Source organism: Kribbella qitaiheensis, from assembly GCF_042657745.1.
Classification (GTDB): domain Bacteria; phylum Actinomycetota; class Actinomycetes; order Propionibacteriales; family Kribbellaceae; genus Kribbella; species Kribbella qitaiheensis.
Genome location: NZ_JBHSKE010000080.1, coordinates 266,496 through 288,321, shown reverse-complemented (window position 1 = coordinate 288,321; position 21,826 = coordinate 266,496). Strand labels below are relative to the sequence as shown.

The 21,826-nt window shown below is 67.6% G+C and carries 19 protein-coding genes; 9 read left to right on the top strand and 10 right to left on the bottom strand.

The window, feature by feature from the left end:
- The first annotated feature begins 17 nt into the window (after positions 1-17).
- The 4 genes from ACFPJ1_RS42935 to ACFPJ1_RS42920 all read left to right on the top strand — a co-directional run bounded on the left by ACFPJ1_RS42935 (position 18) and on the right by ACFPJ1_RS42920 (position 6,393).
- Positions 18-1,526, top strand: coding sequence for an aldehyde dehydrogenase (locus tag ACFPJ1_RS42935; protein ID WP_380112209.1), 1,509 nt, complete (start codon positions 18-20; stop codon positions 1,524-1,526).
- Positions 1,527-1,652: 126 nt separating this feature from the next.
- Positions 1,653-3,251: a DHA2 family efflux MFS transporter permease subunit gene (locus ACFPJ1_RS42930; RefSeq protein ID WP_380112208.1), complete on the top strand. Its 1,599-nt coding sequence runs from the start codon at positions 1,653-1,655 to the stop codon at positions 3,249-3,251.
- A 73-nt stretch (positions 3,252-3,324) separates the two neighbouring features.
- Positions 3,325-5,322, top strand: coding sequence for an NAD-dependent DNA ligase LigA (ligA, locus tag ACFPJ1_RS42925; protein ID WP_380112207.1), 1,998 nt, complete (start codon positions 3,325-3,327; stop codon positions 5,320-5,322).
- Positions 5,323-5,547: 225 nt separating this feature from the next.
- Positions 5,548-6,393 carry a DUF1028 domain-containing protein gene (locus ACFPJ1_RS42920; protein WP_380112206.1) on the top strand — a complete coding sequence of 282 codons (846 nt, stop codon included), beginning with the start codon at positions 5,548-5,550 and terminating at the stop codon, positions 6,391-6,393.
- Positions 6,394-6,403: 10 nt separating this feature from the next.
- Here ACFPJ1_RS42920 and ACFPJ1_RS42915 read toward each other — a convergent pair whose 3' ends face one another.
- Genes ACFPJ1_RS42915 through ACFPJ1_RS42905 form a run of 3 tightly spaced genes read right to left on the bottom strand, consistent with a single transcriptional unit; the run spans position 6,404 to position 9,186 of the window.
- Positions 6,404-6,946 carry an Lrp/AsnC family transcriptional regulator gene (locus ACFPJ1_RS42915; RefSeq protein ID WP_380112205.1) on the bottom strand — a complete coding sequence of 181 codons (543 nt, stop codon included), beginning with the start codon at positions 6,944-6,946 and terminating at the stop codon, positions 6,404-6,406.
- Positions 6,933-8,441, bottom strand: coding sequence for an aldehyde dehydrogenase family protein (locus ACFPJ1_RS42910; protein ID WP_380112204.1), 1,509 nt, complete (start codon positions 8,439-8,441; stop codon positions 6,933-6,935). Before ACFPJ1_RS42910 ends, ACFPJ1_RS42915 begins: the two co-directional genes overlap by 14 nt.
- A complete protein-coding gene (locus ACFPJ1_RS42905) occupies positions 8,431-9,186 on the bottom strand; it encodes an SDR family NAD(P)-dependent oxidoreductase (protein ID WP_380112203.1) in 756 nt (251 codons plus the stop codon). Before ACFPJ1_RS42905 ends, ACFPJ1_RS42910 begins: the two co-directional genes overlap by 11 nt.
- A 124-nt stretch (positions 9,187-9,310) precedes the next feature.
- Between ACFPJ1_RS42905 and ACFPJ1_RS42900 the strand changes: the two genes are divergently transcribed.
- Positions 9,311-10,297, top strand: coding sequence for an NAD-dependent epimerase/dehydratase family protein (locus ACFPJ1_RS42900; RefSeq protein WP_380112202.1), 987 nt, complete (start codon positions 9,311-9,313; stop codon positions 10,295-10,297).
- A gap of 108 nt (positions 10,298-10,405) precedes the next feature.
- Here ACFPJ1_RS42900 and ACFPJ1_RS42895 read toward each other — a convergent pair whose 3' ends face one another.
- Positions 10,406-10,720: an antibiotic biosynthesis monooxygenase family protein gene (locus ACFPJ1_RS42895; RefSeq protein WP_380112201.1), complete on the bottom strand. Its 315-nt coding sequence runs from the start codon at positions 10,718-10,720 to the stop codon at positions 10,406-10,408.
- Positions 10,721-10,867: 147 nt separating this feature from the next.
- On the opposite strand from ACFPJ1_RS42895, the gene ACFPJ1_RS42890 reads away from it, so the two are divergent.
- A complete protein-coding gene (locus ACFPJ1_RS42890; protein ID WP_380112200.1) occupies positions 10,868-11,542 on the top strand; it encodes an HAD family hydrolase in 675 nt (224 codons plus the stop codon).
- A gap of 335 nt (positions 11,543-11,877) precedes the next feature.
- Positions 11,878-12,105 (top strand): hypothetical protein, encoded by a 228-nt coding sequence (locus tag ACFPJ1_RS42885; protein ID WP_380112199.1) that lies wholly within the window; start codon positions 11,878-11,880, stop codon positions 12,103-12,105.
- Between the two features lie 96 nt (positions 12,106-12,201).
- Here ACFPJ1_RS42885 and ACFPJ1_RS42880 read toward each other — a convergent pair whose 3' ends face one another.
- The 3 genes from ACFPJ1_RS42880 to ACFPJ1_RS42870 all read right to left on the bottom strand — a co-directional run bounded on the left by ACFPJ1_RS42880 (position 12,202) and on the right by ACFPJ1_RS42870 (position 15,934).
- The gene (locus tag ACFPJ1_RS42880) at positions 12,202-12,993 is read right to left on the bottom strand and encodes a nucleotidyltransferase domain-containing protein (protein ID WP_380112198.1); all 792 of its coding nucleotides are present in this window, start codon (positions 12,991-12,993) and stop codon (positions 12,202-12,204) included.
- A 230-nt stretch (positions 12,994-13,223) separates the two neighbouring features.
- Positions 13,224-14,990 carry a Dyp-type peroxidase gene (locus tag ACFPJ1_RS42875; RefSeq protein ID WP_380112197.1) on the bottom strand — a complete coding sequence of 589 codons (1,767 nt, stop codon included), beginning with the start codon at positions 14,988-14,990 and terminating at the stop codon, positions 13,224-13,226.
- Positions 14,987-15,934 (bottom strand): hypothetical protein, encoded by a 948-nt coding sequence (locus tag ACFPJ1_RS42870; RefSeq protein ID WP_380112196.1) that lies wholly within the window; start codon positions 15,932-15,934, stop codon positions 14,987-14,989. The genes ACFPJ1_RS42875 and ACFPJ1_RS42870 overlap by 4 nt, the downstream gene beginning before the upstream one ends.
- Before the next feature lie 249 nt (positions 15,935-16,183).
- On the opposite strand from ACFPJ1_RS42870, the gene ACFPJ1_RS42865 reads away from it, so the two are divergent.
- Together ACFPJ1_RS42865 and ACFPJ1_RS42860 are read left to right on the top strand one after the other, a co-directional pair.
- Entirely contained in the window at positions 16,184-17,473 is a 1,290-nt protein-coding gene (locus tag ACFPJ1_RS42865) for an ISL3 family transposase (RefSeq protein ID WP_380112195.1), read from the top strand.
- Between the two features lie 7 nt (positions 17,474-17,480).
- The gene (locus tag ACFPJ1_RS42860) at positions 17,481-18,506 is read left to right on the top strand and encodes a threonine ammonia-lyase (RefSeq protein WP_380112194.1); all 1,026 of its coding nucleotides are present in this window, start codon (positions 17,481-17,483) and stop codon (positions 18,504-18,506) included.
- Positions 18,507-18,521: 15 nt separating this feature from the next.
- On the opposite strand, the gene ACFPJ1_RS42855 is transcribed toward ACFPJ1_RS42860, so the two are convergent.
- From ACFPJ1_RS42855 to hpnH, 3 genes are all read right to left on the bottom strand, one after another.
- Entirely contained in the window at positions 18,522-18,947 is a 426-nt protein-coding gene (locus ACFPJ1_RS42855; RefSeq protein ID WP_380112193.1) for an alpha/beta fold hydrolase, read from the bottom strand.
- A 70-nt stretch (positions 18,948-19,017) separates the two neighbouring features.
- Complete coding sequence (locus ACFPJ1_RS42850; RefSeq protein ID WP_380112192.1) at positions 19,018-20,823, bottom strand: 1-deoxy-D-xylulose-5-phosphate synthase; 1,806 nt, start codon at positions 20,821-20,823, stop codon at positions 19,018-19,020.
- Positions 20,820-21,818 (bottom strand): adenosyl-hopene transferase HpnH, encoded by a 999-nt coding sequence (hpnH, locus tag ACFPJ1_RS42845; RefSeq protein ID WP_380112236.1) that lies wholly within the window; start codon positions 21,816-21,818, stop codon positions 20,820-20,822. The genes ACFPJ1_RS42850 and hpnH overlap by 4 nt, the downstream gene beginning before the upstream one ends.
- Positions 21,819-21,826 lie beyond the last annotated feature (8 nt).

Sequence of the window (21,826 nt, the reverse complement as noted above, 5' to 3'; positions counted from 1 at the left end):
GACGACCAGGAGCAGCGATGACCAGTACGACGCTCACGCCGCAGACGGACCGGGAAGACCTGCAGCGGTTCCAGCTGTACATCGGCGGAGAGTTCGTCGACGCCCTTTCGGGAGCGACCTTCGCCTCGCCCAATCCTTACACCGGCAAGGCCTGGGCGATCGTCCCCGACGGGACGGTCGCCGACGTCGACCGAGCGGTCCAAGCCGCGCGGGAAGCCCTCGACGGTCCGTGGGGCAGCATGACCGGCTTCCAGCGGGCGCGACTCCTCCAGCGACTCGGGGACATCATCGCCGCCAACGCTGAGCGACTGGCCCGGCTCGAGGTCGCCGACTCCGGCAAGCTCTACCGCGAGATGATCGGCCAGATGCAGTACCTGCCGGAGTGGTATTACTACTTCTCCGGGTTGGCGGACAAGATCGAGGGCCGCACCATCCCCTCGGACCGGGACAACTACTTCGTCTACACCCGCAGAGAACCGGTCGGTGTCGTCGCAGCCATTACGCCCTGGAACTCGCCATTGCTGCTGATGACCTTCAAGCTCGCCACCGCACTCGCGGCCGGCTGCACCTTCGTCGTGAAGCCATCCGAACACTCCCCCGCCTCGACCCTGGCCTTCGCCGAACTCGTTCACGAAGCCGGGTTTTCGCCCGGCGTGTTCAACGTGGTCTGCGGGCTGGACCGGTCGGTCGGCGCATCGCTGGCTGGGCATCCCGGCGTCAACAAGGTCGCCTTCACAGGGTCGACCGCGACCGGTGCCGCCGTGGCCCAGGCCGCCGGCGCGAATCTGAACCGCGTGACCCTCGAACTCGGCGGCAAGTCCGCTCAGGTGGTGTTCCCCGACGCGGACCTCCCGGCGGTGGCCAATGGCGTCATCGCCGGTGTCTTCGCCGCGACCGGCCAGACCTGCATGGCCGGTTCACGCCTCATCGTGCACGAGAGTGTGCACGACGAACTGGTCAGTCTCATCGTCGAGCGTGCCGACCGAATTCGGCTCGGAGACCCCAACGACGTGGACACCGAGATGGGACCGGCCGCGAACACACCGCAGTACGAGAAGGTGCTCGGTTACCTGGAGACAGCGCGGAAGGAAGGGGCCGTGATCGCCTGTGGTGGCGGTCCCGACCAGGACCACGGCGGCCTCTTCATCCGACCTACCGTACTCACCGGTGTGAGCAAGGCGCACACCGTCGTCCGGGAGGAGATCTTCGGGCCGGTCCTGTCGGTGTACACGTTCCGCGACGAGGACGACGCGCTCGGCCTCGCCAACGACACGCCGTACGGTCTGGCCGGTGCGGTGTGGACGAAGGACGTGCACCGCGCGCATCGGGTCGCGGCGCGGCTCCGGGCCGGCAACGTCTGGATCAACGCCTACCGAGTCGTCGCGCCCAACGTGCCGTTCGGTGGCTTCGGTGCGAGCGGAATCGGCCGTGAGAACGGGATCGACGCCATCCACGAGTACACCGAGGTGAAGTCCGTCTGGGTAGAACTCACCGGCGCCACCCGCGACCCCTTCAAACTCGGCTGACGAGAAAACTCGGCTGAGGAGCAAACTCGGCTGACGAGCAAACTCGGCTGACGAGAAATGTGCTCGTGCCCGCGCAGGATTCGCGCGTAGTCTCGGGAGGACGTGATTCGCGCTCAGGGGGACCAGATGAGCCAGCCAGCGACCCACTCCGACTACCCCGACAACATCGACGCCGCCGTTCTGAAGGTCGCCGGTGTCGTCGTATTGGGCGCCGTGATGTCGATCCTCGACATCACGGTCGTCAACGTCGCCTTGCCGACCTTCCAGGACGAGTTCGGCTCGCCCGACAACCCGGTCACCTACTCCCACGTCGCCTGGACGGTCACGGGGTACACGCTCGCGCTCGCGACCGTGATTCCGCTGACCGGATGGGCGGCTGACCGGTTCGGCACCAAGCGGCTCTACATGACCGCGATCTTCCTCTTCACCGCCGGGTCCGCCCTGTGTGCCACCGCGACGAGCATCAACATGCTCATCGGCTTCCGTGTCCTGCAGGGCCTTGGCGGCGGCATGCTGATGCCGCTTGGCATGATCATCATGACCAGGGCCGCGGGGCCACACCGGATAGGGCGGCTGATGGCCATCCTCGGGGTGCCCATGCTGCTCGGCCCGATCCTGGGACCGATCCTGGGCGGCTGGCTGATCCAGGTGGCGAGCTGGCACTGGATCTTCCTCATCAACGTGCCGCTTGGCGTGATCGGGCTGGTCTACGCCTGGTTCGCGCTGACCAAAGACAGGCCGCAGCGGTCGGAGTCGTTGGACATCGTCGGAGTGGCACTGATGTCCCCCGGGCTCGCCTTGTTCCTCTTCGGCGTGTCCTCCCTGCCCGCCGAGAACGGTGACTTCACCGCCCCACGGGTGTGGGTCTCGATGGTGGCCGGGGTGCTGCTGATGGCGGCGTTCGTCTGGCACTCCTTCCGGCCGGAGCACCCCTTGCTCGACCTTCGGCTGTTCCACAACCGCAACCTCACCATCTCGATCATCACGATGTTTCTGTTCGCCGCGGCGTTCTTCGGCGGGCTCCTCCTGGTGCCCACCTACTTCCAGCAGATCCGCGGCGAGTCAACGCTGCACGCAGGTCTCCTGGTGGCGCCGCAGGGACTCGGCGCCATGGTGACCATGCCGATCGCCGGGAGGCTCGTGGACAAGGTGCCGGTGGGCCGGATCGTGCCCGTCGGGCTCCTGCTGATCGTCGTCGGCATGTTCGGCCTGACCCAGCTCACGGCGACGACGCCGTACCCCCTGATCATCGGCATGCTGGTCGTGATGGGCTTCGGGATGGGCGCCACGATGATGCCGCTGTTCACCTCGGCGCTGAAGACGCTCTCCCGCCCTCAGGTCGCGCGCGGCACCACCCTGCTCAACATCAACCAGCAGATCGCCTCGTCCTGCGGCGTCGCGACTATGTCGGTCATCCTCACCAATCAGCTCAACGACTCGCCGATCATTCCCGGTACGCAGAACGTCCCCGGGCTGGGCGAAGGCCTTCGCGAGACCGAAGCGGCGATCCTGTCCAACACCCGGCCGGAGAGCCTCGCCCCGCTCCATATCGACCCCGCCGCGATCGCAAGCGGGCTGGTCGACGCCGCCGCGGCGTTCGCGCATACCTTCTGGGTCGCCTGGGTGCTGGTAGCCCTCACCTTGGTGCCGGCCCTCATGCTCCCCCGCAAACGCGAGGAGGCACGCCTGGTCGACGAGGGCGCGCCGCCCGCGGTGGTCGACTGACCGCGGCGACCGGATCGAACCCCGCATCGGTGACGCGGTCAGTTGTCGGGGGACGCGGGTAGGGTCTTGGGCCGTGGACGTTGGGGAGCGTATTCAGGAACTTGCTGATCAGATCGTGGTACTGCGCGATGCCTATTACCGGGGTTCGCCGGTGGTGGCCGACGCGGAGTACGACGCGATCGAGGACGAACTGCGGACGCTGATCGACGCCAACCCGGAGCTGGCGCCTGATCCGAATCCGCTGGAGCAGGTGGGTGCGCCCGCGGTGCTGCACGCGCCGATCCGGCACTCGCGGCCGATGCTGTCACTGGAGAAGGCGACCCGGCCCGAACAGGTGGAGGCCTTCTTCAGCCGCTTTCCCGGCCAGTCGGTGGTGGTGATGCCGAAGCTGGACGGCTTGTCACTGGCCCTGGTCTACGAGAACGGGCGACTGGCACGGGCGATCACCCGCGGCGACGGGACGACCGGCGATGACGTGACGCCGCTCGTGCGGGCACTGACTGACGGCGTCCCAGACCGGCTCGACGTACCGGGCCGCACCGAGGTCCGCGGTGAGGCGGTCATGTTGCGCTCCACCTTCGCCGCCTACAACGCCGCCCATCCGGACAAGCCCCTGATCAACCCCAGGAACGCCGCGGCCGGCACGCTGCGCGCCAAGGACCCGGCCACTGTCGCCGAGCGGCGCCTGCAGTTCTTTGCCTTCGACCTGCTCAGCGATCCCGACAACACCGACGCCGATCTCGAGCGCGCGCTGCTGACGATGGGGTTCACCGTCGCCGACATGCGGCACTGCGACGACGCGACCGAGGCGCAGGCCGTGATCACCACGATCGAGCAGCAACGCAACGACCTCGACTACGACCTGGACGGCGCCGTACTGCGACTGGCCGATCGCGACGCCTTCGCCGCCGCAGGTACCCGGTCCAGCTCACCGCGCGGCGCATTGGCATTCAAGTTCGCAGCCGAGGAGAAGACCACCGTGCTGGCCGACGTGGTCTGGGACGTCGGCAAGACCGGCAAGATCGCGCCGGTCGCCTGGCTGGAGCCCGTCTTCGTGGGTGGTACGACGGTCACCCGCGCGACGCTGGCCAACCAGGAAGTGATCCGCGCCCGCGACATCAAGATCGGCGACACCGTCCTGGTCCGCCGCGCCGGCGACGTGATCCCGTTCGTCGCCGGCGTACTCGACGCCTCCAAGCGCACGGGTGCGGAGCGGGACATCGTGCCGCCGACGGTGTGCCCGTCATGTCAGCAGCCACTGACCGAGCAGGGCAACAGCCGCGAACTGTTCTGCACCAACGTTGCCTGCCCCGCCCAGACCGTACGGCGGCTGATCCACTGGGCGTCCCGGGCGGCCGCCGACATCGACGCGATCGGCGGAGTCTGGATCGAACGGCTGGCCGAAGCCGGGATCCTGGAACACCCGTCGGACTTCTACCAGCTGACCAAGGAAGGGCTGCTGGAGTTCGACCGCATCGGCGAGATCTCGGCCGCCCGCATGATCGACTCGATCGACGCGAGCCGTCAGGTCGGCCTCCGCCGGGCGCTGATCGGGCTCGCGATCCCGATGGCCTCCGAAGGCACCGCAGCCAGGGTGTGCCGAGCGGGATTCGGTTCACTTGAAGAGGTCGCCGACGCAGGCGTCGACGGGCTCGTCGTCGTGGAGGACATCGGGCCGAAGGTCGCCGCCTCGCTCATCGAGCACCTCGCCCGGCTGCGGCCTGAGCTCGAACGCCTCCGTGCGGCCGGCGTATCACTGGACGTGCGCGAGGAAGACCTCCCGCCGGTCGTCGCAGCCGGTGCACCGCTGGCCGGCCAGACGGTGGTGGTCACCGGCGCCATCAGCGACCCACGCTCCGGCGAGAAGGTCGCCCGCCCGGCCTTCCAGCGACTCTGCGAGAAGGCAGGCGCGACCATCGCCTCGTCGGTCTCGGCAAGCACCGACCTGCTCATTACCGGAGCCGACGTCGGCGCCGCCAAACTCACCAAGGCCGACAAACTCGGCGTCACCGTCGTCGACCAGTCCGAGATCTGGCAACAACTCCTAGCCGCCGACCTCCTCAACCACTGAGCCCACGGCCGCTGTCCAGTTGTTCCTGACGCCACGCTGGCGCCCGCGTTCCGGACCCGCAAGGGTTGATGGCAGTCGAGGAAACGAATGTGTTGTGGCTGCGGCATCCCGGCGTTCCCGCCGGGCATCATGCTCGGCGCCGACCTCGGCCTCGCCCGGCCTAGACTGCTCGGCGGTTGTGGGTGCGGAGCGACGAGATCTGCGGGCGGGTGAAGGGAGCGGGCGATGACGTTTTCGATCGTGGCGTACGACGTGGACTCGCAGTCCTGGGGAATTGCGGTCGCGTCGAAGTTCCTGGCGGTCGGTGCCGTGGTTCCGTGGGGGCGCGCCGGTGCGGGGGCTGTGGCGACCCAGGCCGCGGCCAACCTCTCCTACGGCCCTGACGGAATCGACCTGCTCGCGAACGGGATCCCGGCCGGCGAGGTGGTTGAGCGGCTCACCGGCGCCGACGACGGACGGGACAGCCGGCAGTGCGGCGTGGTCGACGCGCAGGGCCGCGGAGCCACGTTCACTGGCTCGGACTGTTTGGACTGGGCGGGCGGCACGGCGGGCGTCGGGTTCGCGGTACAAGGCAACGTCCTCGCTGGACCGCAGGTTGTCGAGGCCATGGCCACCGCGTGGCGAGAGCGGTCGGACGAGCCGTTCGGGCGCAGGTTGCTGGAGGCTTTGACCGCCGGAGACCGGGCCGGTGGCGATCGTCGCGGTCGCCAGAGCGCGGCCCTGAGGGTCTGGCGCGCCGGCGCGGCGTACGGCGGGGTCCTGGATCTCGCCGTCGACCTCCGCGTCGACGACCACCGCAATCCGGTCGAGGAGCTCGGTCGGCTGCTCGCTCTGCACGAGCTGTACTTCGGCAAGCCCGACCAGAAATCCCTGCTCCCACTGGAAGGCGCCCTGGCCGATGAGGTGGCATCGCTGCTGGACCGGCTCGGCTATCAGACGAGTAACGGTTCCCGGCTCGCCGAGGCCCTCGAGACCTGGGCAGGCACGGAGAACTTCGAGGAACGCCTGGTTCCAGGAAAGCTGGACCCGGTCATCCTCGAACAGCTCCGCCGGCACAGCACGGCGGATTAGTGAGCTGACGTCAGGAGAGCCGGATCTTGTCGAGCAGGGCGGCACCGAAGTTCTTCGCCGGCATGTCTGCCACTGACAGCAGGGTTGCGGTCCTCTGAATGCCCGGGATCCGCCAAACCTGGTCCATCAGGATCGTCCTCAGCTCGCCGTAGTCCCGGACCCGCATCCGGATCAGGAGATCGAGCTCGCCGGTGACCAGAGTGACGTCTTCGACCTCCGCCAGCTCCCAGAGTGCGGCCATGATTGTGGCGACGTCATACCCCGGGCCTGCTTCGATGGAGAGGAACACGACCTGGCCGTAGCCGACGACCGACCAGTCGACCTGGGCCCTGTACCCGGTGATGACGCCGCTGCGCTCCAGCCGTGCCATCCGCTCACCGACGGTGGGGGCGGACACTCCGAGCATGGTGGCGAGCTGGCGCTGCGACGTACGGCAGTCGGCCACCAGGATCTTCAGCAGGGCCAGGTCGGTCGCATCGAGCACGTAGGGTTCGCGCGTCGTCGCGGCCACGTCGCGGACACGAGCCAAGGAGGAATGACTATCGGCGAACATCGGACTCTCCCCTGCTGATGGCGCTTGCCGTCGGATGCCGGCCGGCGGTTTCCGAGACGAGGCGGAGTTGGGTGAAGGCGAGGATGCCTTCGATCCCGCCTTCGTAGCCGTAGCCGGAGTTGCCCAGGCCGCCCAGGGGTACGTCGGGCAGCGACGGAGCCAACTGATTGATGCCGATGTTCGAGGCGTTCAGCCGCCGGACGACCTCGTCGCGCACGTTCATGCTGTTCGTGAACAGGTACGCCGCGAACGCATAGGGCGCCGCGTTGGCCGCAGTGATCGCCTCGTCCAGCGTGCTGAACGGGGAGACCGTTGCGATGGGACCGAACGGCTCCTCCGAGAGGATCATCGCCTTGGAGTCCAGCGGGAGTCCAGCGACGACCGTCGGCTCGAAGTAGAACCCGTCACGGCCCGCTTGTTTGCCCCCGGTGGTGATGGTGGCACCATGATCGGCGGCATCGCTGGCGAGGCGCACCAAGGCGTCCACGCGTCCCTGATGTGCGACCGCGCCGAGCGTCACTCCCTCCTCGGTGCCATGCCCGAGGATGTAGGACTCCGCCTTGGCCGTGAGCTTGTCGACGAACTCCTGGTAGAGGGACTCGTGAACGAAGTACCTCGAGGGCGCGACACACGACTGACCCGCGGAACCGAACTTGGCGGCCGCCGTAGTGGCGATCACGTGATCCACGTCGGCGTCATCCATCACCAGCACGGGAGCATGCCCGCCCAACTCCAGCACGGTGCGGATCAGATTCGGTGCCGCCTGCGCGGCCAACGCCTTCCCGACGGCCGTCGACCCGGTGAACGACAAAGCCTTGACCGACGAGGACGAGGTCAACTGTTCCGACACCGCCCGCGGATCACCGAACACCAGATTCAGCACGCCGGCCGGAAGGCCCGCGTCAACCAGCACTTCGACGACAAATCGCGCCGTGGCCGGAGCGAACTCCGACGCTTTGAACACCACCGTGCAGCCGGCCGCGAGAGCAGCGCCGAGCTTGCGCGTGGCCAGGACCGCCGGGAAGTTCCAGGCCGTGATCACCGCGACCGGGCCGAGCGCGGTCGGGATCGACGTACGCCGCGAACCGGCCACGACACCCGGGAACACCGTGGCCTGAACTCGGCCGGCCTGCTCACCGTTCCAGCGGAGCGTCTCCACGGCACGACCGATCTCGCCGCGCGCATCGGCCTCCGTCTTACCGGTCTCCAGCAGGATCGTCGCCGCGGCCTCCTCGGCACGATCCGCGAGCAGGCGTGCCGCACGCCGGAGGATGTCGCCTCGAGCAACGGCCGGCCTGGCCGACCAGGCTGCGAACGCGACCTCGGCAGCCGTGATCGCCTCAGCGACCTGGTCGGCGCTGGCCAGCGACACGGCACCGACGGTCCGACCGTTGCCTGGGTCAACGTTGTCGAGCCGCCCGGCCCTGCCCGTGGTCCACGATCCGTTGACGAACAGATCCGCGCTCATCCGCGCGAGGCCGGTGTCAACGGACATACGACGCTCCGTTCACGTCGATGGTGGTGCCCGTCGCGTGCTTGGCCAGACCAGTCGCCAGGAACGCGATGATGTTGGCAACGTCCTGCGGTTGTGCGACCTCCCCCAGGCCGGTCTGCTCCGCCGCGACTTCGACGCCGACAGTGTCACGGAAGTGCTCGTTCAGGTCGGTGTCCACATACCCAGGAGCGACAGCGAAGGCAGTCACACCGTGACGGCCGTACTGGCGTGCGATCGTGCGCGTCATCGCAACCACGCCTGCCTTGGCTGCCGCGTAGTGCCAGTACTCCGGATCCTCGCCGCGAAACGCAGCGCGCGACGCCAGGTTGATGATGATGCCGCCCCGCTCCAGCCCGGAGTACGCCGCCACTGCCTCGCGGCACAAGACCGCGGGCGCTTTGAGATGCAGGTCGAGCGAGAAATCCCAGACCTTGAGCCACTCCTCGAGCGGGGCGTCCAGTGGAGCAGGCGGATAGGCGCCGGCGTTGTTGACCACGACGTCCACCTGCCCCTTGACGGCCCAAGCGTCGTCCCACAGCTTCTTGACCGCCGCCAGGTCGGTCAGGTCGGCGACCAGTGCCGTGGCGCTGTCACCGAGTTCCTGGCCGAGAGCATCGAGCGCGGATCCCGTGATGTCGTGTATCAGCGCATGCCCGCCCTGGGCCACCACCGTGCGAGCAGTCGCCGAGCCGATACCACCACCGGCGCCGGTGATCAGGACAACGCGCCCCTCGAGGCTGGTCACAACACACCCTCCCCTTCAAGATCTCGAATCTTCCATCCGTAAGCCACAGATCGCGAGGCTGTTATCATTCTCCAAGGTCTGAACGTCACTGACCTTACAGTTAGCTGCCCGAGGAGTCGATCGAATGAGTGCACTGCGTGTTCTCTTTCTCGGTGGAACCGGAATCATCAGCTCGGCCTGCTCCTGGCGAGCAGTCGAGGCAGGGCTCGACCTCACGGCCGCCAACCGCGGTCAGACCTCGATTCGCGCCCTCCCGCCGCAGGCGAAGCAGATCACCGCCGACGTCGACGACACGGCGTCCTTGGCCGCTGTTGCCGGCCAGGACTTCGATGTCGTGGTCGACTGGGTCGCGTTCACGCCCGATCAGGTGCGCGCTCGCACCGACGCGCTGCGCGGACACGTCGGCCAGTACGTCTTCATCAGCTCCGCGTCGGCGTACCAGACGCCGCCGGCCCGGCTGCCGATCACCGAGTCGACGCCGCTGCGAAACCCGTACTGGCAGTACTCACGCAACAAGATCGCCTGCGAGGACCTCCTGACCGCGCTGTACCGCGACGAGGGTTATCCGGTCACGATCGTGCGGCCCTCGCACACCTACGACCGCACCCTCGTCCCGTTCGACGGCGGCTGGACGATCGTCGAACGGATGCGCCGCGGCCAACCTGTCGTGGTGCACGGTGACGGAACCTCGCTGTGGACTCTGACGCACCACCGCGACTTCGCCCGCGGACTGGTTCCGCTGCTCGGCCACCCCCGCACGCTCGGCGACGCCTTCCAGATCACCTCCGACGACGTCCTGACCTGGGACCAGATCGCGCACGCGCTGGCCACGGCAGCCGGGACGTCAGCACGGATCGTCCACGTCCCTTCGGACGCCATCGCCGCCGTGCATCAGGGCTGGGGGGACGGCCTCCTGGGCGACAAGTCCCATTCGGCGGTCTTCGACAACAGCAAACTCCGCCAGGTGGTCCCGGACTTCGTCGCCACCATCCCCTTCGAAACAGGCGCCCGCGAAATCGTCACCTGGTACGACGAGGACCCCGCCCGACGCCGCGTCGACCCCAGCATCGACGAGGCCATGAACATCCTCGTCGCCCGCTACACGCGTTGAACCCTTGCCTGTAGCCGATTGGCGCCTCGGCTGCATCGCTGACGGTGGGGAAGATCCGTGTCACTCGAGAAGACCGGGATCGATCTCGGTCCTATCGACCAAAGGTGCTCATGGTGATGACGGGGACGCAACGTCGAAGTGCGCGACCGTGGCCTCCCGCTCGAGCAGGTACTCGTCGTCTTCCGGGTAATACTTGGCGTGGTCTATGTTGTCGCCCGCGAAAGCGCGGATCCGATCGACGTCGGTCCACCAGCTCAGCGTGATGATCTCGGTCCGGCCGTCGCCGAGATCGCGGGTGAGCAACTGAGCACCCTCGTTTCCCGGAGTACGCCGATAGCCCGCCATGCCCGTGCGCTCCACGATCTCGACGTACTCGGCTGCCTTCTCGGTAGGCACCCATCCCCGCCACATGCGCGCAATCATGCAGCCACCGTACGCCGAGGACCAGCGGTCCCCACGAACCGCACGCTTAGGGCATCGCCGGCGATGGTCCGCGCGGTTGGCAATTCCTTCAGTGGCCAGCAGGCTTGAACAAGCGAGCGATCGGCTTCAACCGACCCAGGGAGTGCAATGGCGGACCGCGAGATACAGGCAGTGGTCTTCGACCTTGACGGTGTCTTGGTGGACTCCGAGCAGCAGTGGGACGAGGTCCGTCGCGGAGTCGCCGCGGAAGCCGGCCGCCCCTGGCCCGCTGGCGCGACCCGTGCATTGCAGGGTATGAGCACGCCAGAGTGGTCGGACTACCTGACGGCGGTGATCGGAGTACCTGGCCGGCCGCAGGACGTGGCGGCCGAAGTCATCGACCGCATGGCGAGCCGATACCGGCTACGGCTGCCGCTGCTGCCTGGCGCCACCGAGGTCGTGCGACGACTCGCGAGCCACTGGCCGCTGGGACTGGCGTCGTCGTCACCGCGACAGCTGATCGACGCGGTCCTCGAGTCTGCGAACCTGGCAAGCAAGTTCCGTGTCAGCGTGTCCACCGAGGAGGTCCAGGCCGGCAAGCCGTCACCCGCGGTCTACGAGGAGGTGGTGCGGCAGTTGACTGTCGACGCACAGCAGGCGGTTGCAATCGAGGACTCGAGCAACGGACTGCGGTCGGCTGCCCGGGCGGGTTTGCGCGTCATCGCAGTTCCCAACAAGGCCTTTCCGCCCGACAAGGACGCCCTCAGCCTCGCATCCGTTGTCGTGCACTCACTTGACGACATCACCGCTCGACTGGTGACGTCGCTGGCTGAGCGAGGCTAGCGTCCAGGTTTCGCAGGCAATCTGACCGGTCAGCCCTCGCCCACCGAAGCGATCCGCGGAACGACGCACCCATCCGACTCGTGCACAAGCCCGAACTACCTGCGAAAGCCGAAAATAGCCCCTGCTACGACCAGATGGCTGCGGCATCAGCCACTCGCCGGCGTCGTTGTCAGGCAACACCACAGGAGGTGAGTCCAATGCGACAAATCCAACTTCGCCGGCGGCCGCTGCGAACCCGCAGACCAAGGAACACCAAAGTCATCGACCTCCGGACCCCTTCGGGCCGACGACTGCCCTACTGACTCCACTCACACTTCCCCGAGAAACGAACGACCATGAAGCTCAGATTGCACATCCACCACGTGTACGCCGGCGGCTGGTGCGCCGACATCGACGACGACCACGACCGCCAGCCCGACGACCCCTACTGGTGCGTCGACCGCTGGCCCACCCTGCAAGACGCCCTCACCGCCGGCTGCGAGCAACTCGCCAACCTGACCACCACCCTCAAGAAGACCCACACACTCCCCCGCCTGAGTAGCTACCTCGATCCCGCCACCTGACCCCGCGCGCAATAGACGACGCTGACACCTACGTTGCCATCAGCAACTGTCGCCGCCGGCCCCACGTACGCACGGGGGCGCTCGACCTGGGGGCGTTCAGCGGTATTCGGTTGGGAGTGAGCGGTCGAGCCAGGCCAGCTCGTTGTCGGAGACGTAGCGCGAGAGAGTCGCTTCACGAGTCAGCGGCCAGTCGTGGAAGTCCTCCACCGTCTTGACAAGCACGTCGATTCTCTCCGGCGCTGGATCCGCCAAGACAGCGCGTGCCTGATCGAGAAACCCGTCCGGTGTGTTCTCCAGCCCGGCGAGGGTAGGGAACAGGTACTTGTGGCCTTGGAACAAGGTGCGATTGAAGGCCAGCAGCGCACGGCCCGCCGCCGAGACGGTGTGGAGTGTCGCGTGACGAACTAGGTACTCCTCCCCCGAGGCGAACGCCTGCTTTGCGAAATAGCCGGCCTGCAGCCGCACGACCGCGATCGCGGACGCCATCCGCCGTTCCCACTCCTCCTCATCGAGTTCAACGACGCCCTTCAGCAGGTGCTCGAGCTCTGAGCGGATCGCATCGTCGCGCGACCAGGCGACCCGGGCCTCAGTGAAGGCGGCCCGCATCGGCTCGTCGCCGCGCACTGCGCCTGCCGCCAGCAGTGCCAGAGTGACAACCTTGACGTCGACGTAGCCGCGCTCGTACGTCGCGACCTCGCGGTCGACGTAGCTCACCCGATCCCCTGCGCGGGCTTGCTCGAACGCCTCCTCTGTCACGACGACGGTCACATCGACGTCGGAGTCCGGTCGCTCCCGGCCGCGCGCCACCGACCCGTCCAGCACAACCGCTAGCCAATCCTCACCGGGAGTCCTTATGAACGCCGCGAGCGTCTCATCGTGATGCCGCATCCGCTGGGTCCCCTCATGCTGTCTCAGTTGACCGGGTTCGCCTGACCGGCGAGTGTATCGCCGGTTGACGCCCTTATGAGTGGGCCACGGAGGACTTCGCCACCGCCGACCTCAACCTTGCCGTTCGTCACCGGGTTGATCGGCTCGGGCAAGCAGACCCGGAGTGTCTCGGGAGGCTGCGGGCCTTGGCCGCGCGGCGGAGGCGGGTGTTCGCGGACTCTGGCGTGCGGTCAGCCGCCGGCGAGGGTGCCGCGGAGCGCCGAGATCGGCGGGGCGAAGAAGTAGCCGCCACCGGTGGGCGTGACGAGATCCTCCTGAAGCTCGATCGTGGTGGTCGAGCCATCGGCGGCTGGGAGGTCGACCGTGCGCCGGCGGTCCCCCCGCTGGTCGCGCTGGCCGATGATCGGGTCGACGCCGCCGACGTTGGGCTGTACAGGCGAGTTGGCCCAGCGACGGGTGACGAACTCGAACTGATCCTCGATCGACGCCATGTACGCGGCGAACAGCAGGCCGCGCTCGGCCGACTCCAGCTCGGGGGACGGGTCGGCGATGCCTGCGATCGGTTCACCGTAAGGGATGCCGCGGCGCAGCATCAGCCGAAGGAACGTATCCGCGGGTGCACCGAAGTCGGTGCCACTGTCCCGGGAGTTGACCTTGCGGATGTGGGCGGCGAACGGGCACACCTGGCCGAGCAGGTCCTCGGTCGCGGGCCGATGCGTGTCGCCTGGGTAACCGGGGAGATCGACCAGCGCGGACGGGCGGGTCTCGTCGTCGAAGAGGAAGTGGTTGTTGGCAAACTCGTCGCCGGCGAGGGCAGCGTCGTCCGCATCGGGCGAGCGCATGAGCGGAGCCCCGCTCGGCCAGCGACCGACGAGCATCGACGCGAGCCTGACCGGGGTAGTCCCCATCGCTGCGGCCGCGGCCGTTGCCATCTCCCAGAAGCCGACGACGTCCTGGTGGAGACGTCGGCACACCAGGTACGAGCCGCGCCGGGCCCAGTCGGGGAACGCAGTGGTGGGTGGGGCCGGGATCGTCGGGTCCTGATGGTGCTGGCGGGGCTCGCCGAGCAGAAACTGCCCGGGCCACACAAGCGGCTGGCCGGGCTTGGCGAAGAGCTCAGCGTGGGGGTCGGCGGCGTCGAGGAAGCGCGGCGTGAGGTGGTCGTCCGGCGAGGTCGCCCGCCGGCCGCGCACGCCCGGCTGGGAGACGCCGTCCTTGAACCCGAAGTGCTCGTGGCCTTGGAGGTTCCCAGGGAGAGTGTCGCCGCGCTGCCCGAAAAGCAGCGTGATGCCGTGGGTACTGGCGTGGTCGAGAATCTCGCCGACCACGGTGTCCAGGTCGGTCGGATCATCGGCGGCGACGATCACCAAGGCGTCGGCCTCATTGTCCGGGCCGCCCACGACCCAGTTGGCACGATGCCCCCGGTGATCAGGGTCGGTCGGGTCGCCCAGGTAGGTGGACCGCTCAGCCAGGCCTTGTCGGAAGCTCTGTTCGCCGAAGGCGTGCGCATCGGCGTCGCCGGCGAGCGCCACGATGGCCGGGAACGAGAACGCGACCGCAGTCCAGGTGGCGGTGAGTCCGGGTTCGCGCACGCCGAGGCGCAGGCGCAGCGCGCGAAACTCACGGCGGAAGTCCAGCACCTCGTCCATGGCGGTGATGCGAGGCGCCAGCCAGCCGACCCACTCGCGGGCGTCGTCGATGCCCCCGAAGCGCAGGAACAGGAACTGCTGGTGGTCTTTGTTGAAGCCGGGGACGATGTTGCCCTGGATGTCGGCGGCGGCCTCGGCGTCGTACACGGGCTCGTCGGCCAACGCCTTCGGAATCCGATCGCTGGCGGCTGGCTCACCGATCGCCTCGCCACTCTCGGCCCCAACCGCCGCGGCCCCGCGAAGACGCGCATGATCACCGCCGCTGCTTGCCGGGAGCTCGATGCCCGACAGCAGCGCCGTCTGGGTCTCCGCGAGCGCGGCCAGTGCGATGGCCGCGTCGGAGTTCACGCGGCGCCCCGATCGATGACGCCGTGGGCCGACATGATCACATGCTCGGCGAGCTGGCCGCCGAAGGCGATGCGGCGGCCGCCGATGCGGATGTCTCCGACCCGGTACCCGGCTGCCGGCGGTACCTCGTAGACCACCCGCAGCGCCGCGCCCCGCTTGCCTCGGACGACGGTCCAGTGGTCACCCACGGGACGGCCGGCGGGATCGGTCCACCCCGAATCGTCCCAGTCGATGATGAGCGGACCGGGCGGATCGGCGGTGGCGACGGCGTACCCCTTCCGGTTGATCGACCAGAGATCGAGGTTGATCCGGGCGTCGGCGCCCGTATCGCGGCTGTACGGCAGCGCGCCGTACCCGTCGAGCGCGGTGCCGGTGCGCTCGACCTCCTGCGAGACGCCGAGCAGATCCCGCATGGAGTTGATCGGCATGATGTAGTGCACGATGCCGTCGGTTGTGTTCCAGCGGTTCAGCGGGTCGTACCGGCCGTTGGCCTTGAACAGGTCCTTAGCTCGGACCGCGGGATCGACCAGCTCCCGGTACAACGCCACGACCCGGTCGCGGTCGACCGCCGCGAGTGCCTTCCAGTACTCCGGCGTCTCGGTCGTGAACGTGACCCGCACGATGACACCGCTGGGATCGCGGTCCACGTGCCACTCGAGGTACTCGATCTGGGTCGACCGCTTCTCGCCCTCGGCAAACGCGGCGTCGCGGTCGTCGCGGTGCTTCATCAGCAGGGGTCGCGAGAAGCCGGTCCACGTGTAGGCCCGTGTGGCGGTGACGTCGAGGTCGTGCTCGCTGGGATCGACGTAGACGCCAGATCCGCTGAGCGATGTCGACCGCGCGATCAGGGCGCCTATCGTGGCGTGCCAGCGGTCGTACATCGGCGAGCCGGCCGGGACGTCGCGGAGCGACCCCGGCGTGTCGAATTTCCCCACCAACCCCATGGCCCAAGACCCTATGGCAAGGCGCTCACTGTCGGTAGGGGCGTGCCGCGACCTTCAGCGATACCGAGCTGGATGACGACGGGTGGACCGTCGCCCTTCAGAGGTTCAGGTCATGCGTGTGGTTAAGGGGCTCTTCTGTCGCATCCGTGGGTGGTTTGTGGTGTTTGGGTGTGCCTGAACGGGCGCACGCCGTTCCCGGCCCTAGTTTCTGAGTTGTCGAGAAACAGTCGCCAGGGATCGGAGAACGGCGTGCGTGGTGCCAGCGTATGGGCTGGTCTGCTCGGGGTCGAAAAGGCCCTCGTGGACGAGGTCGTGTTGGATCCTGATGAGGAGGTCATCGTCTGCTCGGTGCGGCCTCGCAAGGGTGAGCGGAACCGGTGCGGGGTTTGCCGGCGGCGGTGTCCGGGCTATGACGGTGGTGAAGGGGTGCGCCGGTGGCGGGCGCTGGATCTTGGCACGGTGCGTGCGGTCGTGGAGGCGGAGTCGCCGCGGGTGCGGTGTCGTGATCACGGGGTGGTGGTGGCCGCGGTGCCCTGGGCCCGGCACGGCGCCGGTCACACCCGTTACTTCGACGACACGGTCGCCTGGCTCGCGGTGGCGTGTTCGAAGACGACCGTGACCCAGCTGATGCGGATCGGGTGGCGCACCGTGGGTGGGATCGTGAAGCGGGTCTGCGCCGATGTCGACGCTGTCACCGATCGGTTCGCGGGGCTGCGCCGGATCGGGATCGACGAGATCAGCTACAAGAAGGGCCACAAGTACCTGACCGTGGTCGTGGATCACGACACCGGCACTTTGGTGTGGGCCGCGCCCGGCCGCGACCGGGCCACCCTGACCGGGTTCTTCGACGCGCTCGGTGCCGAACGCAGCCAGGCCCTCACCCACGTGTCCGGCGACGGCGCGGAATGGATCGGCCATGTCGTCGCCAAGCACGCACCACAGGCGGTGTTGTGTGCAGATCCGTTCCACGTCGTCGCCTGGGCCACCCAGTGCCTCGACGACGTCCGCCGCGAGGTCTGGAACCAGATCCGCCGCCAGCCCGGCGGGACCGTCCCGGGCGGCAGCCGGGTCGGGCTGCGCTACCAGATGTCGCGCGGCGACGCGAAGACGATCCAGCGGTCCCGCTGGGCATTGTGGAAGAACCCCGAAGACCTCACCGCGAACCAAGTCGACAAGCTCGCCTGGATCGCCAAGACCAGCCCCCGGCTGCACCGCGCCTATCTGCTCAAAGAGGGCCTGCGACACGTGTTCAAGATCAAGGGCGAGCAGGGCAAAACAGCCCTCCACTGCTGGCTGGGATGGGCACAACGATGCCGCATCCCGGCGTTCGTCGCACTCGGCCGCAAGATCAAACGCCACCTACCCGCGATCCACGCCGCCCTCGACCACGGACTCTCCAACGGGCTGATCGAATCGGTCAACACCAAGATCCGCCTGATCACCCGGATCGCCTTCGGCTTCAAAGACCCCAACGCCCTGATCGCCCTCGCCATGCTCACCCTCGGCGGCTACCGACCACCCCTCCCAGGCCGAAACTGACCCACGGATGCGACAGAAGAGCCGGTTAAGGTGCGTGTGCCCCCTCGAATGGACTGGCCGGACGACGCTGGAGGTTGCGGTGCGGTTGGATCTCGCGAGAATTCTCCTGGCCCGTACCCAGATCAATCCGGTGTTCCTGGACACGCCGCAGTACGAATGCGAGCCCTTGGGCGACGCGCTCGGTTGCCGCCTGTTCCTGAAGGTGGAGACCCTGAACCCCGTCCGCTCCTTCAAGGGCCGCGGAACCGAGACCGTTCTCACCCGGCTGCAAGAACTGGGCTCTGCGGATGCCGTCGTCTGCGCGAGCGCGGGGAACCTTGGTCAGGCGCTCGCTCTCGGCGGCCGGTGGCGTGGGATCGGAGTCACGGTCGTCGCATCGTCAGCAGCCAACCCGCTGAAGGTCGAGCGGATGAAGGCGCTCGGCGCTGACGTGATCCTGGTGGACGGGGAAATCGAGGAGGCCCTCGAAACGGCCACGCAGTACGCGACCGAGACTGGCGCGTATCTGGTCGAGGACAGCAAAGACGTCGGTACTTGTGAGGGAGCGGCGACGATCGGAGTTGAGCTCTCGGACTTGCCCGTTGACCTCGATTCGGTAGTGATCTCGGTAGGTGCCGGCGCGATGGCGTCCGGTGTGGGTTTTGCCCTGAAGAGTCTGCGGAAGACAACCGAGATCATCTGTGTCCAACCCGAGAACGCGCCGGCGATGACGCTGGCATTGCGCGCCGGCCGGCCGATCGAGGTCGGCGCTCCCACTACCATCGCCGACGGCGTCGCGGGTCGGTATGTGATCCCGGAAGTCCTAGACGACCTAGCCTCGGTCGCGGACGACGCGCTCCTGGTGACCGAAGCAAGCATCGTCGAAGCAATGCGCCTCATCTACGTGCACGCAGGCCTGGTGGTCGAACCAGCCGCGGCGCTGGGAGTCGCTTCGATCCTCGAGGGTCGCGGCCGGTTCGACGGCAGAACCGTCGCGACCATCCTGTGCGGGAGCAACGTGACACTCACGGATTTCCATCGCTGGATCCGCTAAGGCGCGCCTGTCACTTCATCCGGCGAAGTCCACGATCAGCTGTGCCAGTTCGGCGGGCTGATCCTCCGGCACGAAGGAGTACGAGTCGGTAACAGTGACCAGTCGGGCGTCGAGCAGTGTTGCCGAGAGTCGTTCGAAGAGTCCGGCTGGGAAGATGCGATCGTCCGCCGCGCGTACCAGGAGCACCGGCTTGCAGAATTCGGTCAGCTCCTTCGCCGCGGCCAGGGTGTATCTGTTGTGCACACCCGCGATGAACCGCTTCGCGTCCCGCCGGATGGCCCGGCTGTGATAGATCGGCCGCAGGTAGGAGTCCATGATCTCGGCAGGGATTCCACGCTTGGCCAGCCAGCCGAATGTGTTCGGCTGACGCTGCACGATCGGCAGCCGGAGAAGTCGGCTGCCGAACCAGATCGCCTTGGGCAGACTGACCAGCTTGGGCAACGCGTTGAATGGCTCCGGGAAGAACGCCTCGAACGCGTGGTTACGACTCCTGGAGTTCGCGGGGCGGGCCTCAGACGGCGTTTGCGACGGTGTGGGTGATGCCTTCGGCGTCAAGGCCGTGGGTGTGGAGGAGGTCTGCGCGCTCTCCCGCTGTGATGAACTCAGCGGGCAAGCCGAGGGTGATGAGCTCAGGGCGTGAGGCCGTACGCCGGAGTGCGCGGGCGAGCGTGTCTCCGAAACCACCGGGCAGTGTGTTGTCCTCGATCGTCACCACCAGTCGGTGTTCGCCGGCGAACCGGATGAGCTCGGGATCGACTGGGATGATCCACCGGGGATCGACGACGGTCGTGCGGATTCCCAGCTCCCGAAGCCGATGCGCCGCGTCCACCGATGCCGCCGCCAGTGGACCGACAGGCACCAGCAGCACCTCGGCGCGCTCAGCGGCAAGCACCTCCGGTCGGCTGTCGGTCAGCAGCTCGGCCGCACCGATGTTGCCGGTGGCACGCAGCGCAGCTCCGCTACGTCCGCGCGGGAACCGAAGCATGGTGGGTCCAGCCTGGTGATCGACGCAGGTGCGCAGTAGGAGCCGCAGCTGCTGAGCGTCCCTCGGCGCCGCGACCCGCATGCCGGGCACCAGTCCGCACAGTGCCAGATCCCACATTCCGTGGTGGGACGGACCGTCCGGACCGGTGATGCCGGCGCGGTCGAGGACGAAGGTGATCGGCGCGCGGTGCAGCGCCGCATCCATCAATACCTGGTCGAAGGCGCGGTTGAGGAAGGTCGAGTAGATCGCGACCACGGGATGGAGTCCCGCCGTCGCCAGCCCGACAGCCGAAGTCACCGCATGCTGCTCGGCGATCCCGACATCGAACACGCGCTCGGGATACCGGCAGGCCAAGGGAAACAGTCCGGTCGGCCGTACCATCGCCGCTGTCACGGCGACCACATCCGACCGCTCGTCCGCGATCGCCACCAGTTCCTGCCCGAACACATCCGTCCAGGCGGGTCCGCGATCCTGGCTCGTGGCGACGTCGGGGCGGCCCGGGTTGACGGTGTGGTGGTGGTCGGCTTCGTCGAGCTCGGCGGGAGCGTGGCCGGCGCCTTTGCGGGTGAGGCAGTGCACCACTACCGGGTGCTGGAGCAGGGCGGCAGTCCGCAACGCCGCCTCCAGAGCCAAGGTGTCGTGACCGTCGACTGGGCCGAGGTACGCGAGCCCGAGCTGCTCGAAGACGTTGCCCCGCGCCGTCCCTGTCCGCAACTGCCGCAACTGCACGGCCAGAGATCCGACGGTCGATTCGTACGATCGCCCGTTGTCGTTGAGCACGATGACGACCGGCCGGTCCGGCGCGGCCGCGATGTTGTTGAGCGCCTCCCAGCACATCCCACCGGTCATCGCACCATCCCCCACGATCGCGACGACCCGTCGCTCGAGAGAGCCGGTCAGCTGAAAACCCTTCGCCAGGCCGTCGGCGTACGAGAGCGCCGTCGATGCGTGCGAGTTCTCGATGACGTCGTGCTCGCTCTCGGACCGGCTCGGGTATCCCGACAGTCCGCCCGCCTGCCGCAGGGTGTCGAAGCGACCGAGCCGACCGGTCAGCATCTTGTGCACGTACGTCTGGTGCCCGGTGTCCCAGACGATGACATCCTGCGGCGACGTGAAGACCCGGTGGAGCGCGATCGTCAGCTCGACGACGCCGAGGTTCGGCCCGAGGTGGCCGCCCGTCCGCGTGACCTGACGCACGAGCTGTTCCCGGATCTCGTCGGCAAGTCCACGCAGCTCAACCGCCGGCAACCGCCGGAGATCGGCCGGTGAGGTCAGCGTCTCCAGCAGCCTGGTGTTCACGGCGGGGCGCTCGTCGACGTCCGACGTGCTCATGATCCGACCGCGGCGCGGATCGTCTCCCGCAGCGACCCCATCGTCGCCACCACGGCCGTCGGCTCGTAGCCGCAGTGCGCCATGCAGTTCGCACACCGCGGATCCTTGCCCCGGCCGTACGAGTTCCAGTCCGTTTCCTCCAGCAGTTCCTTGTACGTCGCGACGTACCCGTCCTCCATCAGGTAGCACGGCCGTTGCCAGCCCTTGAGCGAGTACGACGGGATCGCCCACGCCGTGCAGGAGAAGTCGACCTTGCCCTCGAGGAAGTCCAGGAACAGCGGCGAGTGGTTCAACCGCCACTTCTTCCGGCGGCCACCGGCGAACGCCTTCGCGAACAGCTGCCGGGTCTCCTCGGGACCGAGCCAGTGCTCCTGGTCCGGCGCCTTCTCGTACGCGAAGCCGGGAGAGATCTGCATGTTGTCGACGCCGAGCTCGTCGTTGAGATAGTCCAGTACGTCGATGACGTCCTGCGGCGTGTCCGTGTCGAAGAAGGTGGTGTTGGTCATCACCCGGAACCCGGCCGCCTGGGCCTGCTTGATCGCGGCGACCGCCTCGTCGAACACGCCGTCCTTGCAGACCGATGCGTCGTGGCGTTCGCGCAGTCCGTCGATGTGGACCATCCAGGCGAAATTGCGGTGCGGCGTGAACTTGTGCAGGTGCTTGGGCAGCAGCAACGCGTTGGTACACAGGAAGACGATCTTCCCGCGAGCCAGCAGTTGCCGGACGATCTCGTCGATCTGCTTGTGCATCAAGGGCTCGCCGCCGGCGATCGACACCATCGGGGCGCCGCTCTCCTCGATCGCGGCCACCGCCTGCTCGACCGGCATCCGCTGCTTGAGCACCGAGGCGGGATGCTGGATCTTGCCGCAGCCGGCACAGGCGAGATTGCACGCGAACAACGGCTCGAGCTCGACCAGCAGTGCGAACTTCTCCCGTCGCAGCAGCTTCTGCTTGAGCAGATAACCGCCGAGGCGGATCGACTGACGCAGTGGCATGGCCACGG

Coding starts and splice junctions, on each gene's coding strand:
- ACFPJ1_RS42935 (WP_380112209.1), top strand. CDS start 18: ATGACCAGTACGACGCTCACGCCGCAGACGGACCGGGAAGACCTGCAG.
- ACFPJ1_RS42930 (WP_380112208.1), top strand. CDS start 1,653: ATGAGCCAGCCAGCGACCCACTCCGACTACCCCGACAACATCGACGCC.
- ACFPJ1_RS42920 (WP_380112206.1), top strand. CDS start 5,548: ATGACGTTTTCGATCGTGGCGTACGACGTGGACTCGCAGTCCTGGGGA.
- ACFPJ1_RS42915 (WP_380112205.1), bottom strand. CDS start 6,946: ATGTTCGCCGATAGTCATTCCTCCTTGGCTCGTGTCCGCGACGTGGCC.
- ACFPJ1_RS42910 (WP_380112204.1), bottom strand. CDS start 8,441: ATGTCCGTTGACACCGGCCTCGCGCGGATGAGCGCGGATCTGTTCGTC.
- ACFPJ1_RS42900 (WP_380112202.1), top strand. CDS start 9,311: ATGAGTGCACTGCGTGTTCTCTTTCTCGGTGGAACCGGAATCATCAGC.
- ACFPJ1_RS42895 (WP_380112201.1), bottom strand. CDS start 10,720: ATGATTGCGCGCATGTGGCGGGGATGGGTGCCTACCGAGAAGGCAGCC.
- ACFPJ1_RS42890 (WP_380112200.1), top strand. CDS start 10,868: ATGGCGGACCGCGAGATACAGGCAGTGGTCTTCGACCTTGACGGTGTC.
- ACFPJ1_RS42885 (WP_380112199.1), top strand. CDS start 11,878: ATGAAGCTCAGATTGCACATCCACCACGTGTACGCCGGCGGCTGGTGC.
- ACFPJ1_RS42880 (WP_380112198.1), bottom strand. CDS start 12,993: ATGCGGCATCACGATGAGACGCTCGCGGCGTTCATAAGGACTCCCGGT.
- ACFPJ1_RS42870 (WP_380112196.1), bottom strand. CDS start 15,934: ATGGGGTTGGTGGGGAAATTCGACACGCCGGGGTCGCTCCGCGACGTC.
- ACFPJ1_RS42860 (WP_380112194.1), top strand. CDS start 17,481: ATGCGACAGAAGAGCCGGTTAAGGTGCGTGTGCCCCCTCGAATGGACT.
- ACFPJ1_RS42850 (WP_380112192.1), bottom strand. CDS start 20,823: ATGAGCACGTCGGACGTCGACGAGCGCCCCGCCGTGAACACCAGGCTG.
- hpnH (WP_380112236.1), bottom strand. CDS start 21,818: ATGCCACTGCGTCAGTCGATCCGCCTCGGCGGTTATCTGCTCAAGCAG.